This is a genomic window from Mycobacterium gordonae (assembly GCF_002101675.1).
GTDB classification, from domain to species: domain Bacteria; phylum Actinomycetota; class Actinomycetes; order Mycobacteriales; family Mycobacteriaceae; genus Mycobacterium; species Mycobacterium gordonae.
This window is the reverse complement of the sequence record NZ_LQOY01000026.1, coordinates 25,484-44,009: the sequence shown is the minus strand read 5'-3', so window position 1 is coordinate 44,009 and position 18,526 is coordinate 25,484. Positions and strand designations below refer to the sequence as shown.

Below are 18,526 nucleotides of genomic sequence, written 5' to 3'. Positions count from 1 at the left end.
CTCATGCGCGCGCACGAAATCTCTGAGCAGCGCTCGGTCGTCACGCGGATCGAGGCGCTGCTGACCTGGCTTGGCGGCGGCCACGCAGGCGAGCTCGGGGAACGCCATGAGCGGTCCACACACGCCGTCGCGGGAGCGGTGGTGGTGCTCGGCGCCGTGCTGGCGTGGCTGGTGGCCGCTCTGGCGGTCACGTCCGCGGTCGCGACGGCCCCGGCCTGGGCCATCGTTTCGGCGACCCTCGTTTTCGGCCTGCTGATCGGAGCGGTCACCCGCAGCATCGCCGGTGGCCCGGCCCGCGGCTGGTCCGGCACGGCCGGTCGCGCCGCCGTCGCGGTCGCCGTCGGCGTGGTCGTCGGTGAGCTCGCCGCGCTCGTCCTCTTCTCCGGGGCCATCGACCGCCGCCTCGACGAGCGGGCGCTGCGCACCGCGGACTCGGCACCGGCCGTCGCACAGGCCGCGGCATCCCTGCAACAGGCGCGTGCGGCCCGCAGCGCGCTGGACGGGAGCGTCGACCAGGCTCGCGGGCACCTTGATAACGCCCTGGTGATTGCGCGCTGCGAGTACAACCCGACACCGGCCTGCCCGCAAACCCGGATTACCGGGGTTCCCGGCCGAGGACCTGAGACCCGGACGGCCAACGAGCTGCTCGGTGATGCACAGCGTGAGTTGGACGGCGCGCTGGCCGCCCGCGATCGTCAGGCGCCAGCCCTGGACGCCACCGTTTCCCGCGACGAGCAGGCTCTTGCCGACGCGCGGCATGCCGTGGTCGCCGATGCCGGTCGCGGTCTGGGTGCGCGGTGGGTCGCGATGAATGACCTGACTCTCGACAGTGCCGGGGCGCTGATCTTGCGCCTGCTGACGATCGCGTTCTTCGCCCTGCTGTATCTGCTGCCGCTGATCTTGCGGATGTGGCGCGGTGAAACAACCCACGATCGCCACGCCACCGCACGCGCAGAACAGGAACGTGCCGAGCTGGAGGCCGACACCGCGATCGCGATCAAGCGGGCCGAGGTGCGCCGGGCAGCCGAAATCATGTGGGCCGAGCACCAACTCACCCAGACGCGCCTCGCCATTGAGGCCCAGGCCGAGATCGATCGCGAACACCACCGCCGTCGCGTAGTCGAGGCGCTCGACGCCCCGGTGCACGCGTCGTCGGAGCGTACCTTCGAGTCAGTGGAGGAAGACATGTATCTGCCGATCGCCGCCGAAGCAGAGGCCGCAAGCCGGGCGGTGGCCCAGTTGCCCCCCGCGGACCGGGACGTCCAACCGCCGGTGACCGAGAACCTTCCGGCCCCGGCCGAACCCGCCGTGGCGGCCGTCGAGCACTACGAGGTGCCGTCCGCCGGCGAGGTCGATGACGCACAGCGCGCCCCCCTCATTCCGTCTATTCCGGACGCCACCAAGGCCGCCGCCCGGTGGATCCGCCCGCTGGTGCCGCCGTTCGTAGCACGCGTCATCGACAACACGACCCAGCCCTTGCGTACCGCGCGGCAGGTGTTCGAGGAGGTCGAGGAAATTGCGTTCTCGCTCAAGCGGACTCGCAAAGTCACGATGAACACCGAAAGCTCGGATGGGGGCGCCCAGCAACAGGCCCAGCAGCCGCAGCCGCTGCAGGCCCCGGCTGCCGCAGCCGGCGACCCCGGAGTCCACCGCATCGATTCATCGCGAGGCCAGGCGGCTCACCCGAATTACGCCGGTAATTACGCTCAGCTGGGCGGGCAGGCCGAACAGGCACTGGGTCAGGCACCCACCAGGGACCTGGCCGGTTTGTCGGTGGGGGCCTCGGATGGCCGGCGCGAGCTGGTCGAGCGGGAGGGGCCGCGTGAGCTGCGCGGGCCCGAAGGCCCACGTCAGTTACCGCCGGCCAAATAGGGTGGCATAGCGGCAAACCGGGCGAGTGCGTCGCAGCGTAGTATCTTTCGGGGTCGGCAGCGCCGGGTAATTGCATACGGATTGGGAACAGGACGTGGATCTATGGATCTCGTGACGGCAGCATTCGTAAGGCAGCAACTCGCATGAAGGTCAGCCTTTTTCTGGCGGACGCGGCTCAGGCCGATGTCCAGTCGGGCAAGGTCCATACCCTCGGGCTGGGCTGGCGGCAATGTCAAACCCCTACCCCGCCATTCGCATTGGTGATGTTTCTGGACATCGACTGGGACGAGACCAACAAACAGCACAAGCTCACCTGCCAGTTGCTGGACACCGACGGTCAACCGGTGGTGGTGCCGGGGCCACAGGGCCCGCAGCGGATCCTGTTCGAGGCCGCCGCCGAGGCGGGCCGCCTGCCGGGTGCGATTCACGGGACCGCGGTCCGCATGCCGCTCACCCTCAACATCCCGGCCGGGATTCCATTGGACCCGGGAATCTACGAGTGGCGCGTCGAGGTGGACGGTTACGAACAAGCCACCGCCGTCGAGGCGTTCATCGTGTCCCCGGGCGGCATCCCCCCGGCGACGCCGGGATAAACCGGCGCGCAAATTCGGTGCTCCGCCGCAAGAAGCGAGCAGAGCGTTCAGCCGCAGCTATTTGACGGCGAGTTCGAGCCGCTGTAGCCGGCGCACCAAGATGCTGGGCAACCACGGCCCGACGTCGGCTGCCTCGATGAGGGATGTCCGGCTTAGCATCAGCCGCAACGCAATCTGGGCTTCGAGTCTGGCCAGCGCAGCACCGACGCAGAAGTGTGCGCCCTTGCCGAAACTGATGTGACCTTTTCCTGCGGAGCGGTTCAGACGGAACTCGTCGGGCTTTTCGAACTGTGCCGGATCGCGGTTGGCCGCGCCCCACAGCAGCAGCAGATGCGAGTCGGCCGGCAGTTCCACGCCTTTCAGCATCGTGTCGCTCCGTACGTGGCGGTAGTGCCCTCGGAACGGAGCCTCATAGCGCAACGTCTCCTCGATGAAGGCACCGAGAAGCTCCGGGTTCTCCCGCAGTTGTTGCTGGATATCACGACGTGTTGCCAGGATCATCGCCGCACTTCCCAGCAATGACGCCGTGGACTCTCCGCCGGCGGCGAACAGCGTGACCATCATGATCTGGGCGGTCAATGTGTCGAGTTCGCCTGCGGCGCAGGCACTAGCCAGCTCGCCAAGCAAGTTGTCTTGCGGATCGGCTGCGGCTCTGTCGAATTGCTCTTCGATGTAGCCGGTTAGTTCCATTACCGCTCGGCCGGCAGCCGCGATCTGGTCTTGATCCACCAGCCCTTCGAGCAGTTGGGTGGCCGCGTAACCCCACTTCACCAGCTGCGCGACGTCGCAATCGGGTACGCCGATGAGCCGGGCCACCACCATCATCGGCAGCCGGTTCGCGAAAGCGCCCATCCATTCGATACCACCGTCCTGCAAACCGGCGGCCCACAGCCGGTCTGCGGTCTCGGCAGCGAACTGCTCCATCAGGCGAATTCGCTTGGCGGCCAGGTACTTCACCAGCTGCTTGCGGTGGATAGCATGCGCAGGATCATCCGCCGTGGCCAGTACGTGGGTCGGTCCGCCCAGCGGGTCCATGAGAAATGGTCGAACGAATCCTTCAGCCGTATAAGTCAGCGTGGCGGTGAGGTTCGAGGAGAACTCGTCGGTACGGCGCACGGCGTCGTTGACCGCGTCCCAGCCGCACACAGCAAAGAAGTCCGAGTCGGCGATGCGGTGCACCGGACCGGCAATTCGCATCCGCTCGTAGATGGGATACGGATCTTGCAGGCACTCGGGGCTGAAGAAGGTGATCGCATCGGTGGCTACTGTCACTACGCCAGCCTTGCGGGTACGGATCCACAAATCAACGGCATAGGGCAAGTCGAGAACATGTGCACGACGTGATTGGCCCTTCGGCGTCTCAACGCTGCGGGCGGACATGCGGGAACGCGGGAACCCAGCGGCATTTCTGTCTCACGCCTGAGACGCGGCGGCGCTAGTCGAACGATTCAATCATCTGCGTTAAGAAAGCAATCGGGTGTTGAGTGGATGCATCTTCCGCTCCGAACATGACCCCACAGTCGAGTACACCTACGAGGTGGGCCACGCGAATTGCCGCCCACCGCCAAGCGTTTGCGACGATGGCTGCCGCTGCCGAATACCCGGCCCAGCGCCTCCACCGATCAGCTGTGTCCCGCCGTCGAGTAACGCCGTGCTCAACACCTCGTTCGAACGAGAGTTGCAGCTGGCGAGCGACTTTCCTTGCTGTGAAGGGCATTCCACAGTTTGGAAGGCGGGTATGGAGCCGGGGATACTCGAGTATTAGCGGCCCACCATTACGTCCCATGCTGTCGCCCGCCTCAAATCTCAAGATAGACAAAGCTGATGGTGGATCCGCGTTCGAACCGATCAACCCTGCAGTAAGGAACGATTTCGGATGTCGTCGCCGGGCAGGACATGCGAGTTCCGTGCTGAGTGAAGCTCCTCGCTGTGCCGCCAACCAAGTTTGAGACCAACTACCGGGGCACAGGCTGGCTCCGCAGTCCGTCCTGGCCCCTAGAACAGGACCTTCGAGCCGGTACTGCCGTTGACGCCGTTGGCGCCGGCGCTGCCGGCGGTACCGCCACTTCCTGCGGGGCTACCAGGTCCGCCAAGCCCGCCGGCCATACCACCACCGCCCTTCCCGCCGGCGCCGCCGACGCCGGGAGTGGCGCCGTAGTAACCGGTGCCGCCGCTGCCGCCCCTGCCGCCAGCACCGCCTGCGCCACCGCGCCCACCCGCACCACCCGGTGCGACGGCACCCGCGGGACCGGCGGGGCCATCCGGGCCGGCGGGGCCACCGGCCCCGGGCAAGCCGGCGGCGCCACCGACGCCGCCGGCACCGCCAGGCGCACCGATGCCGCCCGCACCGCCCTGGCCGCCCGTGCCGAAGACTTGGGCACCACCGCCGTTGCCGCCGCTCGCGCCAGCGCCGCCGGTCCCGCCGATACCACCGACACCGCCCGCACCGGCGGCCCCACCCCGGCCGTACTGACCCCCGTTACCGCCGTTGCCACCGGCGCCACCGGGTCCGCCCAGTCCGCCGGCCGCGCCGTCCCCACCGTCACCCCCGGTGCCACCGTTTCCACCGACCGTGCCGCCAGGCCCGCCGTGGCCTCCACTGGCGCCGGAAGCTCCGGCCCCGCCCACCCCGCCGGTTCCGCCGACTCCACCGGCACCGCCGTTGCCGCCCAGGGATCCTCCGTGGCCGCCATCGCCGCCGCGCCCACCAGCGCCGCCGACGCCTCCCACGCTCTTGGAGCCACCGGCGTCACCACCGTTTCCGCCGTCACCACCGGTCCCCGAAGTCGTCCCAGCACCGCCAGCTCCACCCCTGCCGCCTGTGGCACCGACGCCGCCGTCGCCGCCGTCGCCCCCATTGCCGCCGATGCTGCCCGTGCCGGTGCCGCCGTTGCCGCCCGCGCCGCCCGGCGCGCCTGCCCCGCCGTCGCCGCCGTCCCCACCGTGGCCACCGGGTTGACCCGTGACGCCGTTGCCACCCCGGCCGCCTGCTCCGCCCGGAGCTCCCGTTCCACCGTCGCCGCCCCCTCCGCCATTGCCGCCACTGCCCGTACTGCCCGGAATGGACGTCGTGCCGTTGCCGCCGGCGCCGCCCGCGCCGCCGGGTTGCCCAGCGACGCCGTCGGACCCGTTACCGCCGAAGGCACCCGGGCTTCCGGCGGTACCCGCTGTCGCTGCCGGTTGAGTAATGCTCTGGGTCGGATTGACGCCGGCTACGCCGGGCGCACCCGCGCCCCCGGCGCCGCCCGCTCCGCCGTTGCCCAGCGTCGCGACGTTGCCGCCGGCGCCGCCGGCGCCGCCGCCGATGCCGCCGCGTCCGCCGGCGCCACCGTTGCCGAACGTCGCGTCGCCCCCTCGGCCACCGGCCTGACCGGGCAGACCATCGCCGCCGCGGCCTCCATTGCCGCTCAGCCACCCGCCCGGCTTGCCGGGCTGACCGGGCGCCCCGTCGGCCCCGTTGCCGACCAGCGGTCGGCCGGTGAGCGCCAGGGACTGCGCGTTGGCGGCGGCGTTTACCGCCCTGACCGGGCTCAAGAGCGTCTGGGCCGCCGAGTTAATCGCGGTCATCGGGTTGGTTGCCGCTGCGGTGCCCAGCGCGTTGATCGCCTCAGCGCTCTGGTAGAGGCCCGCGCTGGTAGCTAAGGTGCGCACGAACTGTGCGTGGAACTCCGAGGCTTGCGCGCTGAACGTCTGATAGGCCTGCGCGTGCCGGCTGAACAGCGCTGTTGCGAGTTTGGACACGTCGTCCAAGGCTGGGGCCACCACGCGCGTGGTGGAGGCCGCGGCGGCGGAATTCGCCTCCTCCAACGCTGAGCCGATGCCGGCAAGGTTGTTGGCGGCCAGGGTGAGCAACTCCGGCCCGGCGATCACATATGACATGTCAGTTTCCTTTGGCTAGACAGATTGGATCAGTGCCGGTGCTGCCGAGTTTCGTGCTCCGCAGCGTCGCGGCGTGGCGTGGTGTGTGCCATCACTTAGAACCCGTTGAGGAAGCCACCCGTGACTCCGAGGTTGGCGATGCCGGCCAGCAGGTTGGGCAGGGTCAGGTTTCCGGTGTTGGCCAGGCCCGAGAGGGAATTGCCGAGGTTGAGCAGGCCCGAGATGGTGGAGCCGATGTTTTGGAAGCCCGAGCCGCCGAAGAAGCCCTCTGGGTTGGCGTTTAACAGACCCGACAGGCCTAGCCCGCGGTTGCCGAAGCCGGAGTTGGCTCCGGTGCCGGTGTTGAAGAAGCCCGACGACGGCGCGGTGCTGGTGTTGCCGAAGCCCGGCGCCGGCGGAAGGTCGAAGGCGGCGATGGTGGTGCCGGGCAAGGTGATGCTGGGGATCGTCAGGCCGGGAATAGTGAACCCGGACAGAGCAACCGGCGGAACCGTGAGACCAGGGATGGTGAAGGTGTCCAGCCGGGTCGGGTTCAGAGTGAGTCCCGGGATGTTGAAGGCGCCCAGTGCGATCGGCGGCACTGAAACATCGGGGAGCGCCAGCAACGGCAGACCGAATGGATCGATCTTGACGGGCTCGATCACAAATTGTCCGGTGGTAGCACCAGGAATCTCGAAGCCGCCGAGCGTGATACCCGGGATCTTGACCTCGGGCAGGGTGAGCGCCGGGAGGCCGAAGGTGGCCACTCCGACCGGGTCGATGGTGAACGGGGCGGTGGTCATTCCGGGAACGGTGAAACCGGCCAGCTTGACCGGATCGATGGTGAGCGACGGAATAGTGAAGTTGCCCAGTGTGACCGGCGGGAGGTAGACGTCCGGCAGGCTGACGAACGGAGTCACGAAATCGCCCACCCCGACGCTGGGGATCGTGAACGGGTCGGTGGTGGCGCCGGGAATGGTGAAACCCGCGAGCTTGACCGGATCGATGCTGAGCGGCGGGATGGAGAAGTTGCCCAGCGAGACCGGCGGGACGAAGACCTCCGGCAAGCTCATGAACGGCGCCGTGAATTCACCGACCCCGATGCTGGGGATGGTGAACTGGCCGGTGGTGGCGCCGGGAATGGTGAAGCCAGCCAGTTTGATCGGATCGATGCTAAGCCCGGGAATGGTGAAGCCGTCCAACTTGATCGGCGGGATGCCAATCTCCGGCAAGGTGACGAACGGAAGATTGAAGTCACCCACCCCGATGCGCGGGATGGTGAACTCGGCGGTGGTGGGGCCAGGGATTGTGAAGCCGTCCACCTTGATCGGCGGAATGACAACCTCCGGCAAGGTGACAAATGGAAGATTGAAGTCACCCACCCCGATGCGCGGGATGGTGAACTCGGCGGTGGTGGGGCCAGGGATCGTGAAGCCGTCCACCTTGATCGGCGGGATGCCAACCTCCGGCACGTGGATGAACGGAAGATTGAAGTCGTCCACCCCGATGCTGGGGATGGTGAACGCGGCGGTTTTGACTTCGGGGATCGTGAAGCCACCCAGGTTGATACGTGGAATCGTGATGTCCGGCAGCGTAATTGGAGGCAAACCAAACTTGTCGATCCCGATGCCTGGGATTTTGAAATCCTTAATGGTGAAGCTCGGCAGATTGAAAGCGTCCGCAGATATCGAGGTCAAATTGAAGTAGGCCGCCCCGTTATAGTAATCAATTTCTGGGACGCCCAAAATCCATCTGCCAGTGTAATTTACGCCCTTCAACGCAAACACGTTCGTGTCCCAGTCGATCCGAAGGTTCGGTGAAACTTGAAAGCCATTGACGCGTATCACGGGTCCATTAATTTCAGGAAACGCTATCGTCGGCGTCGTCCAACCGCCCAAGGTTGAGCTATTGAGCGTAAATTTCGGAATTATGATTTCGGGCAACGTCATCGGCGGGACTGTGATCGGGGGCAGCGTCAATGCGGGAATGGTCAGCTCGGGAGTGCTGAAGCGGTCGAGCCACGCGGGCATGAGGTTAAAGCCCGGGATGGTGACCTTGGGCAGCTCCAGCCCCGGCACAGAGATGTCAGGCAGCGTCAACCCGGGGATGGTCAACTCCGGGAGCTTGAAGGCGTCGAGCCAGGCGGGTTTGAGGTTGAAGCTTGGGATGGTGACCTTGGGCAGATCCAGCCCCGGCACAGCGATGTCAGGCAGCGTCAATTTGGGGATGGTCAGCTCGGGAGTTTTGAAGTCGGCCAGCCACGCGGGGTTGAGGTTGAAGCCCGGGATGGTGACCTTGGGCAGCTCCAGCCCCGGCACCGCGATGTCGGGTGTGGTGATCGCGGGCAGCAACAAGTCCGGCACGTTGATCGTGGGCAGGGTCAACGCCGGAATGGTCAACTCGGGTGTCCTGAAGTCGGCGAGATACACACCGTTCACGTTGAAAGCCCGCGTATTTATCTCGGGCAGCCGCAGGCCTGGCACGGCGATCTCGGGCGTGGTGATCTTGGGGAGCAACAAGTCCGGCACCCTGATCGTGGGCAGCGTCAACGCCGGAATGGTCAACTCGGGAGTCCTGAAGTCACCGAGATACACACCGTTCACGTTGAAGGCTCGCGTATTTATATCGGGCAGCCGCAGGCCCGGGACGGCGATCTCGGGCGTGGTGATCGCAGGCAGCGAGAGGTTCGGCACGCTGATCGCGGGCAACGTCAATCCGGGAATGCTGAGCCTGGGTGTGTCGAAGGCGCCCACGCCGGTGGTGTTGAGGTTGAAGCCCGGCACGGTCAACTCGGGCAGCGTCAGGCGTGGCACCGTGATAGTCGGCAGCGTCAACCCGGGAATGGTGAGCCTTGGGGTGTCGAAGCCGCCGACGCCGATGCTGTTCAGGTTGAAGCCCGGCACGGTCAAGGTGGGCAGGTCCAGCCCGGGCACGGCGATGGGGGGTGTGGTGGTCCGGGGCAGGTCGAAACCGGGGATGGACAGGTCGGCCGTCGTGATGCTGGGCAGGTTCAGTGGCGGGATCGCGATGCTGGGAATGTTGATCGGCGGCAATGTGAGATCGGGCGTCCCGATGGCAAAGCGCAGCCCACCCTGTCCGATGCCTCGCCACGCGAAGCCGTTGTTCATGTCACCGGAGTTGAAAATCCCAGTGTTCACGTCACCAGAGTTGAAAAGCCCGGTGTTCACGTCACCAGTGTTGAAGAGCCCGGTGTTGACACTGCCCGAATTGAAGTCACCGGTGTTGAAGCTGCCGGCATTGAAATTCCCGGTGTTGGCATCGCCGAGATTGAAGGCGCCGGTGTTAAATGATCCCGGGTTGAAGAAACCGGTGTTGGCCAGCCCGGCATTACCGAAACCGAAACTTCCCACCCCCGAGTTCAAGAATCCGCGATTTCCCGTGCCGGAGTTACCTATCCCCATGTTACCGCTACCGGAGTTGAAGAAACCGACATTGCCGGTGCCGGAGTTGAACAACCCTAGATTTGCGTTGCCCGTGTTCAGCAAACCGATGCCAACCTGCCCAGTGCCGGTAAGTCCGACGCCGATATTGCCGGTACCGGTGTTGGCGAATCCGACGTTGTTGAAACCGTTGTTGGCAAAGCCGATGTTGTAGTTACCCACATTTGCCGGCCCGACATTGTTGTTGCCAAGATTGCCGAGGCCGAAGTTGTTGTCGCCGAAATTGCCGAGCCCTATATTGCCGATTCCGAGGTTCGTGCTGCCCAAATTGATCGCACCCAGTCCAGCCCCCCAGCCGGCCGCGGGAGGCAACAGGCTCGCCGCAGCACCGCTAAGCCGACCCGGCAGGCCCGCCAAACCTTGCAACGGCGCAACCAAGGGCGTCAACGCCGAGACCGCCGCCGAGGCGCCTGCGTGATAGGCGACCATCGCCGACACATCCTGGGCCCACATAGCCTCATAAGCGGCTTCCACCGACGCAATCACCGGCGCGTTCTGCCCGAACAAGTTGGACCTGACCAACGACACCAAATCCACCCGATTGGCCGCCACCACCAGCGGCTGCACCACCGCGGCCCGAACCGCCTCGAACTCTGCCGCCATGGCACCGGCCTGCGCCGCTGTCTGCCTGGCTTGAGCTGCCGCGGCTGACAACCACCCTGCATACGGCGCCGCGGCCTCTGCCATTGCCGCCGCCGATGCACCCTGCCATGCCCCGCCCGCCAGCCCAGCGGTCACCGCCTGAAACGAGGCCGCGGCCGAAGCTAATTCCTCGGCCAGTTCACCCCACGATGAGGCAGCCGACAACAACGGCTCAGCGCCCGCCCCAGCAAACATCAACGCCGAGTTCACCTCTGGAGGCAACACCAAAAAACTCATCGCTCAGCCTTTCCTCAGCCCGCATCCCACTTGTGCCAGCAACACCGATCAGGGGTGTGATCGCCCCACCTTGACCAACGCGAATCCGCAGGTCAATGGAAGGAACGGAAGTTGAAATGCATCACTCGGGACGCGTGCTGACGCCGTCTCAGCCTGCGGATCTGACCTGCGGCGCCGGTGTAAGAAGCTGTTATTTTTGTCTCACCGGTAGAAAAGTTTTGTTGTTGCTTGTGCCGAGAAAGGACATCTGATCGGTGCCTGCTGATGATTGGCTCGTCGGTGGTGAGCGTCGGGCGGCCGCTGCTGAGCGGATCTATGACGCGGCGGCAGAGCTTGTCGCCCATGACGGGCTCAGTGGCCTCGATATTGACAAACTCTCGCTCAAAGTCCATTGCTCGCGGGCGACGATCTACCGCTACGTCGGTGGCAAGACGGAGATCCGCAATGCCGTCGTGCAGCGCACCGCTGAGCGCATCGTGGAGTCCGTGCGCTCGGCGGTCGACACCCTCAGCGGCGCGGAGCGGCTCGTCGACTCGATCATCTTGACTCTGCAACAAATTCGCGCCGACCCGTTGTGCCAGCTGATGATCAGCTCGATCCGTGGGGGTACTCGGCAAGTAGCTTGGCTTGCCGAGTCCCCGTTGACTGCCAGGTTCGCGACTGATTTAGCCGGCCTGTCCGGAGGGGATCCTCAAGCCCCGAAGTGGGTGATTCGCGTTGTGCTATCGCTGATGTTCTGGCCCGCCGAAAACGATGAAGCCGAACGGCGGCTGGTGGAGAAGTTCGTCGCGCCGGCTTTCGACCAGCGGCGTTGAGCGATTAAAGCTCTCGTCTACGATTTTAAATCGCTGGAAGACCGGCTGACCCCTACGGCGGTCAGGGAAAAGCTAGTCTGATACAAATCCGAATTTCGAATGCTCCGCTGAGGGATGAAGCAAGTAGCATCCCATCGCTAAACGCCAAACTGCCGCAATAATCAAATGAGATGCTAGTTTGTGTCTCACCGCGAGAAGCGCCGCCGCAGTGTCCATCTCGGAAGGTGTTGACCAGTGCCTGGTGATGATTGGCTTGTCGGTGATCGACGGGCGGCCGCCGCTGAACGCATTTATGACGTTGCAATCGACCTCATGGCGCGCAGCGGAATCAATGAACTAGACCTTGATGAGCTGGCCAGGCGAGCGCACTGTTCGCGAGCGACAATCTACCGCTATGTCGGTGGCAAGCGTCAGATCCGTGACGGTGTTGTCGCCCTGGTTGCGACACGCATCACCGAGACTGTGCGGTCTCAAGTCGGCTCGATGACCGGGCCGGAACGCGTCACCGCCGCAATACTTTCAACACTGGCAGCTATCCGTTCAGAGCCACTGTGCAGGCTGATGATCGCCTCCATCCGAGGCGGCACCCGCGAAGTGTCATGGCTTGCCCAGATGCCCCTCCTTGCGGAATTTGCCGCAGAACTTGCCGGGCTGCCGCGCGACGATCCCGAGCCTGCGCGGTGGGCGGTTCGGGTGGTGTTATCGCTAATGTACTGGCCCGCCGAAAGCGACGACGCCGAACGCCAGCTGGTGGAGAGCTTTGTCGCGCCAGCATTCGACCAGCGCCTTTAGGGCGCCTACTCGTTACCGAAGCTCTCGTAGAGCTCAGGCAGAAAACCGGCCAGGTGGTTCATCTCCTGGGCGCAGTGCACCAGCAGATTGCGTCCGCTGGTTTCGGCGTTGCCCAGTATCCGGGAGGCGATGGGACGCACTGCCTTGGACGCCACGCCGGGGGCGTTGCGCACGGCTATGTGCGGGCCACCCATCCAGAAGCGGGACCGCATTTCGGAGCCGGCCTGCGTGGAGCGGATGTGGTGGACGAACCAGCCCACATCCACCGGCGCGTCGCCGGAGCCCAGCCGCGCGCAGACGGCCACCGCATCGTCGGTGTCGGCGGGCAGGCCCATCTCCCCCGGCGCGACGAATTGTATTGCCCCACTGAGCATGCTCGAGCCGATGTATTCGTTGATCATCGACCACCGGCCAATGTAGCGTTGCGCGCCCTGCCGGCCGGCGTCATCGCCGTCCTTCCAGGCGGCCGACAGATGCGCCCGGGGGTGCCACAACTTGTAGCGTCGGCTGTCGCACCCGTGCCAGCCGAACCACCAGGACCACATCGCCGGTGTGACGCCGGGCATGTCGGTGCGCACCGACACCTGATAGCTGCCGTCCTCCAGGACGCCGTAACCGTTCTCCGTCTGCTGGTAACCATCGTCGGCCACGCTGGCGACATCGTCGCGGGCCAGCAGTGCCATGCCACCTTGCGGACCGTGCTGCAGGGCCTCCACGACATGCTGTGGCAGGGGCGCCATTTCGGGCTTGAAGAATTTACCGAACGGGGTGTCCGCGTCGTCTCCCCGGTAGCCGAGGTAGAGGTCACCGGTCATCAGATTCGTCCCATCCAGCTGTTGAACAGATTGTCGGGGTCATAGGTCGCGCGGGCCTTATCCAGCCGCGCCATCGCCTCGTCGGTGGCGAAGCGCGCGGGCCGCTGGCCCAGGTTCTCGTCGGCCAGCTGGATGCCGGTCGCCAGATGCGACATCGCCGCCATGTTGGAACGCGCCCAGTCGCCGTATTTCTCGTCGTCGGCCGGGTCCTTCCAGGAGCCGTAGAGCGCGAGGTAGATCTCGTCCTCCACGCTGTAGGCCATGTCTTGACGGGCCGGTGACGGACCCCAGTTCAGCCACAGGAAGTGCGACGGGGAGGGCGGCAGCGTGTCGACGATGTTGCGGATGCCCGGCAACAGGTCCTCCGCCGACGCCGAAGTCCACATGTTGTCGGCCGTGTAGCGGTGATCTTCCAGGTAGTGCGTCATCACGACGTCGTACCAGGTGGGCAGATCCGTTGGCATGTAGGGATTCTTGACGAGTGCGCGGTCGATGACCGGACACGTCTCGAACACCGCCAGGGCCTCCTTGGCCTCCTCCTCGGAGTCGGCAAATGCCGGCGATGCCATCACGATGGCCGGAATGTCGAGCCCCATCTCGGCAACGCTGGCCGTCGCGATGATCTGCATCTCGACGCGCCGGTCCACGTCCGCGCTGACGTTGCGAGCCCACGTATACACCTCGTCGGCGACCTCGAGCGGGTAGACGTACACGCTGGTGCCGCACACCTTTGGGCGCGGATAGACCTTGAGGTAGAAGGAGGTGACGACGCCGAAGAAGCCGGGACCGGCACCGCGTGCGGCCCAGTAAAGTTCCGGATGGTTGTCTGCGTCGCAATGGACTTCCTCACCGTCGGCGGTGATCACATCCAGTGCGGTGACGCTCTCGCAGGCCGGCCCGTAGATCCGGCTGTTCCAGCCGTATCCGCCTTGCAGGAGGTAGCCGCCCAGACACACGCCCTTGCAGTGGCCGCCGGGGAAGAACAGATTCTGCGCCTGCAGGTCGGCCATCAGCAGGCTGCCACCTTTGCCGGGGCCGGCGACGGCCGTCATGTTGGCGGCATCGATGGAGGCGTGATTGAGGCGACTGACGTCGAGCAACAGGGCGCCGTCGCGCAGATGGCTGGCAGCGAAGCTGTGCCCACCCGACTTAATGTTGACCTTGTGACCGTGTGACCTTGCGTAGGCGAGAGCGGCTTTGATGTCATCGGCGTCGGCGGCCTGCACGATCACCTCCGGATACCGGTCGGGGACCCGCTGATGCCAGACGCTGTCGCGCCGGGCCGGTTCGTAGCCGTCGTCGCCACGGAAGTAGTGTCGCCCGGCAGGTAGCGCGCTCATCTGGAACTCCTTTGATCCCTATTTCGGTTCTTCACAGTCCGCTATGCGGCACACTATAGTGGAAGAGTGGGGCAAACGGAACGGACTTCGACGACGAATCGTGACGAGGGAATTCAGGTGCTGCGTCGTGCCGCCGCCGCCCTGGACGAGATCGCCGCCGAGCCGGGACATTTGCGTCTCGTCGACCTAGGCGAGCGACTGGGACTGGCCAAGTCGACTGTCCGCCGGCTGCTGGTCGGCCTGGTCGAGGTCGGGCTGGTCAGTGTGGATTCGAACGGCCGGTTCTCCCTGGGCGATCGCCTACTCGGCTTCGGCAGTGCCACCGGTGCCCATATCGCCGCGATCTTCCGCCCCACCATCGAGCGGGTCGCCGCCGCCACCGACGGAGAGACCGTCGATTTGTCGGTGTTACGAGGCCAGCGAATGTGGTTCGTCGACCAGATCGAATCCTCGCACCGGTTGCGCGCGGTGTCGGCGGTCGGAATCCGCTTCCCGCTGGCCGGCACGGCCAACGGCAAAGCCGCGCTCGCCGCACTCGACGACGCCGAGGCGCAGGCCGCACTGGCCCGGATGCCGCAGGAGCTGGCTGCTGCGCTGCGTTCGGAGATCGACGAAATTCGTTCCACCGGAATCGCTTTCGATCGCGATGAGCACACGCCCGGAATTTCGGCTGCCGCTATCGCGCGACGATCGGTGGGAGACAACGTGATCGCCATATCGGTGCCCACGCCGACCGAGCGATTCGCGGAGAAACAGGACCAGATCGTCGCCGCACTGCGCGCCGCTGCCGAGTCGACGGCGTGGACCCGCTGACCGGACTGCTGAAACTCCCAGGGGCGCGCGGTACTTCCCTTTACCGCGGCCGCACGGTGTTCGGCGATGCCGGTCAGCGCGAGGATGCGGCGGACCCGGCGAAGAGGTCGCCCCATTCGTGCCGCGCCGCGGACTGCGCTTCGATGAAACTGGGCGTCTCCTCCCCTTCACCAGCGAGGTGCACCAACGCCCAGGCCATCGCATAAACGGGGACCCGGTGCCGTTGTGCTGCGCCGTGCAGCTCGTCGAAGGCCGTTCCGGACCGGCACCGACGCAGGCCGATGAGGATGCCACGTGCGGTGTCGAGAAGGCGACCAGAGTTCGAATCAGAGGGAATCTGGGTAGGAGCCCAGCTTGCCGTCATACCTTTCCTACCTCCAACCGGTACATCCACCAGCGAAACTCTTGCAGGTGAGACCATTTCGCCGGAGGCGCGCCAAGAATGGCGCACGGTGCCATGATTTGCGGGTCGACGCGATTACGCCAGAGTGCCGCCCATTTCGATATCCAGCTGTAAGGGTGCTGAGACGATCAGTCCGCCAGCGCCAGCACCTCGTCGAAGCCTGCAACCACAGCCGCGTGGAAGACGTCATGGTCGGGGATCGCCGCGGTGTCGACGTTGATGCCGAGCGCGCAGACATCCACGTAGGACAGCAGCGTGACATTGACCGATGAGCCGATGGTGGGGCCGAATGCGTACTGACCGCGTACCGCGGCACCACCCAGAAACACCGGCACCGGGATGCCGGGCACGTCACTGGTGAGGAAGTCGACATGACGCAGCACCGAACCGATGTACCACCGCGGCATCAGGTTCAGCACGCCGGCGATCAATTGGGTATGCGGCAAAGACTTTTCGTTGCGTACCGCACCGACCCGTTCGTGAATCTGGGCGATCCGGCGCGCCGGATCGGGCTCGCCGACCGGCACATCGAAGCGCATCAGCGTGATCTTGTTGCCGCCCATGTCATCGGTTGTAGTCCGCAAGCTGATCGGCATCGTCAGGTGCAGGTCGCCCACGGACACACCGTGCTTCTCGTGGTAGATCCGCAGGCCACCCGCGACACCGGCGACGAACGCGTCGTTCAGTGCGCCGCCGGCCCGGTGCGCCGCTTCCCGCAATGCGGTCCGCGACACGTCGTGGACGCTGAGACGGCGGATGAGACTGCGTTCGGTCGTCAACGGCGAGCCGGTTCGGCCCAGGGGGCGCACGGTGCGGTAGACCGACGCGGCGTTGGCCGCCGCTGAGCGCACCGTCGCCACGGGGCGCCGGACTCCGTCATACACCAGGCGCGGCGCCAGCCTGGCAGTGCCCATTAGCGCCTTTCCGAGCAGAGAACTGTTGTAGCGCAACGTGTCCCGATAACCGTCCAGCCACGTGGAGGCGGAGACCTGCGGCTCGTCGGGTAGCGGCGCGTGCGGGTAGAACTCCTCGGAGAGGTCGAACAGGTTCATCGCGATCTGCACGCCACCCACCCCGTCGGTCAGGGCATGGTGGAACTTGCAGATCACGGCCGCGCGGCCGTCGGCCAACCCCTCGACCAACGTCGTCTCCCACAATGCCCGGGCGCGGTCGAAGTCCTGCATCTCGGCCAGGCGGGCCATTTCGAGCACGTCGTCGAGGGTGCCGGATCCGGAGGCCGCCGTGCGCCGCATGTGGTAGTCGAGGTCGAAGTCCGGGTCGGACTCCCAGCGCGGCGGCGCCGGCGGCGGGGATTCGACCACACGCTGCCGGAACATCGGCAACTTGCGGCTGATCAGATCGAACCGGTCGCGGACCTCGCCCCAGTCCGGACTCCGGTCCAGCAGCACCACGCTGACCACCGTCGACCGCAGCCGCGGATCGCTTTCCATCGCCCACGTGAAGGCATCGCTGTTGCGCAAGAATTCAGTCATGTTCGCTCCCGGTCGTAAACCTACGGCCGGCAACGCCTCACGTCAGCACCATACTGGCAGCCAATGACTTTGGTCCCCACAGATCGGGCCGTTCGTCTACGCCCCCGGCGCGTCAGGTGCCCAGAACCCGCCGGGTGTAGTCGTTGCGGAATACCCGGTTGGGGTCGAGACGGTCGCGCACGGCGGTGAACCGATCCCAGTCGGGGTAGCGCTCACGTAGGGTGGCGGCGGTCTGGTAGTGCCGCTTGCCCCAGTGCGGGCGGCCTTCGTAGGAGTCCATGATCTCCTCCACGGCGCGGAAATACGTCTCGAATTCCATGCCGCTGAACTGGTGTACCGCGATGTAGCAGGTGTCCCGACCGTTCGCGGTCGACAGAAAAGCGTCGTCGGGAGCGCTGAAGCGTACTTCCAGGGGATACATGACCGGCAGGTTGCGCCGGCGTACGAGGTCGATGACGCGCTGGACCGCAGTTTGCGCATGCTCTCGGGGAATCGCGTATTCCATCTCGGTGAACTTGACGTTTCGCGCGCTGGCGTAGACCTTCCACCCATGATCCTGGACGCTCGACGGCGACATCAGGCTTGTCATCAAGCGATTCAGGCGTGGTGCGGCGCTTGGGAATTGGCGACCGGCGCGGCAGATCACGTTCAGGCCGGCGTTCTCCAAGCCCTCACCGAGCTTCTTTTTCCACACCGGTCCGGGCCGGGGTGGTTCGTTGCTGCGCCGGGTGGTGCGGGTGAGCGCGGTGTCGCCGTAGGGGAAGACGAAGAACTCGAAGTGGTCGTTGCCGTCGACATCGGCGTCGAGTCGCTCGAGCGTGGTGCTCAGCGGGCGCAACTCGTCCTCGCGGTGCAACGTGAACAGCGGCACCACCTTGAGCGTGACCTGCGATATCACGCCCAGCGCTCCGAGCGATACCCGCGCCGCCAGGTAGTCGTCTCCGTCGTTGACCTCCAGCACCTCACCGCTGGCGGTCACCACACGCGCCGAAACAATCTGTGCTGACACGTTTTTGAAGCGCGCTCCGGTGCCATGCGTGGCGGTTGCCGTGGCTCCGGTGATCGATTGCTTGTCGATGTCGCCCTGGTTCTCGATGCCGAACCCGTTGGCGGCCAGCTCGGCGAAGAGCGGATGCAGCTTGGCGCCCCCCTCGACCGTCGCCAGCCCGTTGGCCTTGTCGACGTTGATCACCCGCTGCAGGCCGCTCATGTCGATCATGACGCCGTCGGTACAGGCGCAGTCGGTGAACGAGTGACCGCTTCCCACCGCGCGGACCGGCTGGCCTCGGCCGGCCGCCCGGACGACGATGTCCGAAAGCTCGGCCTCCGAAGCGGGCCGTTCGATCAGGGCCGGCGCGCAGATTTGGTCACCGGCCCAGTTCTTCCACATAC

General features: G+C 65.6%; 13 protein-coding genes. 5 read left to right on the top strand and 8 right to left on the bottom strand.

What is annotated here, in order from left to right:
* Nucleotides 1-3 precede the first annotated feature (3 nt).
* Together AWC08_RS04975 and AWC08_RS04970 are read left to right on the top strand one after the other, a co-directional pair.
* A complete protein-coding gene (locus AWC08_RS04975) occupies nt 4-1,872 on the top strand; it encodes a DUF4407 domain-containing protein (RefSeq protein WP_069434786.1) in 1,869 nt (622 codons plus the stop codon).
* A 143-nt stretch (nt 1,873-2,015) separates the two neighbouring features.
* Nucleotides 2,016-2,465 carry a DUF6941 family protein gene (locus tag AWC08_RS04970; RefSeq protein WP_065132009.1) on the top strand — a complete coding sequence of 150 codons (450 nt, stop codon included), beginning with the start codon at nt 2,016-2,018 and terminating at the stop codon, nt 2,463-2,465.
* Nucleotides 2,466-2,522: 57 nt separating this feature from the next.
* On the opposite strand, the gene AWC08_RS04965 is transcribed toward AWC08_RS04970, so the two are convergent.
* The 3 genes from AWC08_RS04965 to AWC08_RS04955 form a co-directional block, all read right to left on the bottom strand.
* Nucleotides 2,523-3,737, bottom strand: a complete 1,215-nt coding sequence (locus AWC08_RS04965; protein ID WP_197522041.1) for a cytochrome P450 — start codon at nt 3,735-3,737, stop codon at nt 2,523-2,525.
* Between the two features lie 723 nt (nt 3,738-4,460).
* A complete protein-coding gene (locus AWC08_RS38935) occupies nt 4,461-6,344 on the bottom strand; it encodes a PE family protein (protein ID WP_085087427.1) in 1,884 nt (627 codons plus the stop codon).
* A 95-nt stretch (nt 6,345-6,439) separates the two neighbouring features.
* On the bottom strand, nt 6,440-10,663 hold the full coding sequence (locus AWC08_RS04955; protein ID WP_083271123.1) for a PPE family protein: 4,224 nt from the start codon (nt 10,661-10,663) through the stop codon (nt 6,440-6,442).
* A gap of 254 nt (nt 10,664-10,917) precedes the next feature.
* On the opposite strand from AWC08_RS04955, the gene AWC08_RS04950 reads away from it, so the two are divergent.
* Both AWC08_RS04950 and AWC08_RS04945 read left to right on the top strand, forming a co-directional pair.
* Nucleotides 10,918-11,478 (top strand): TetR/AcrR family transcriptional regulator, encoded by a 561-nt coding sequence (locus AWC08_RS04950; protein WP_065134714.1) that lies wholly within the window; start codon nt 10,918-10,920, stop codon nt 11,476-11,478.
* A gap of 234 nt (nt 11,479-11,712) precedes the next feature.
* Nucleotides 11,713-12,270: a TetR/AcrR family transcriptional regulator gene (locus AWC08_RS04945; RefSeq protein WP_065134713.1), complete on the top strand. Its 558-nt coding sequence runs from the start codon at nt 11,713-11,715 to the stop codon at nt 12,268-12,270.
* A gap of 5 nt (nt 12,271-12,275) precedes the next feature.
* On the opposite strand, the gene AWC08_RS04940 is transcribed toward AWC08_RS04945, so the two are convergent.
* Both AWC08_RS04940 and AWC08_RS04935 read right to left on the bottom strand, forming a co-directional pair.
* A complete protein-coding gene (locus tag AWC08_RS04940; protein ID WP_069433560.1) occupies nt 12,276-13,085 on the bottom strand; it encodes a DAPG hydrolase family protein in 810 nt (269 codons plus the stop codon).
* Entirely contained in the window at nt 13,085-14,425 is a 1,341-nt protein-coding gene (locus AWC08_RS04935; protein WP_069433559.1) for an FAD-binding oxidoreductase, read from the bottom strand. Before AWC08_RS04935 ends, AWC08_RS04940 begins: the two co-directional genes overlap by 1 nt.
* Before the next feature lie 66 nt (nt 14,426-14,491).
* On the opposite strand from AWC08_RS04935, the gene AWC08_RS04930 reads away from it, so the two are divergent.
* The gene (locus AWC08_RS04930) at nt 14,492-15,238 is read left to right on the top strand and encodes an IclR family transcriptional regulator (protein ID WP_069433558.1); all 747 of its coding nucleotides are present in this window, start codon (nt 14,492-14,494) and stop codon (nt 15,236-15,238) included.
* Nucleotides 15,239-15,311: 73 nt separating this feature from the next.
* Here AWC08_RS04930 and AWC08_RS04925 read toward each other — a convergent pair whose 3' ends face one another.
* The 3 genes from AWC08_RS04925 to AWC08_RS04915 all read right to left on the bottom strand — a co-directional run bounded on the left by AWC08_RS04925 (nt 15,312) and on the right by AWC08_RS04915 (nt 18,524).
* Nucleotides 15,312-15,602: an ANTAR domain-containing protein gene (locus tag AWC08_RS04925; protein WP_065134709.1), complete on the bottom strand. Its 291-nt coding sequence runs from the start codon at nt 15,600-15,602 to the stop codon at nt 15,312-15,314.
* Nucleotides 15,603-15,769: 167 nt separating this feature from the next.
* Complete coding sequence (locus AWC08_RS04920) at nt 15,770-17,134, bottom strand: wax ester/triacylglycerol synthase domain-containing protein (RefSeq protein ID WP_069433557.1); 1,365 nt, start codon at nt 17,132-17,134, stop codon at nt 15,770-15,772.
* A 112-nt stretch (nt 17,135-17,246) separates the two neighbouring features.
* Nucleotides 17,247-18,524: a D-arabinono-1,4-lactone oxidase gene (locus AWC08_RS04915; protein ID WP_069433556.1), complete on the bottom strand. Its 1,278-nt coding sequence runs from the start codon at nt 18,522-18,524 to the stop codon at nt 17,247-17,249.
* Nucleotides 18,525-18,526 lie beyond the last annotated feature (2 nt).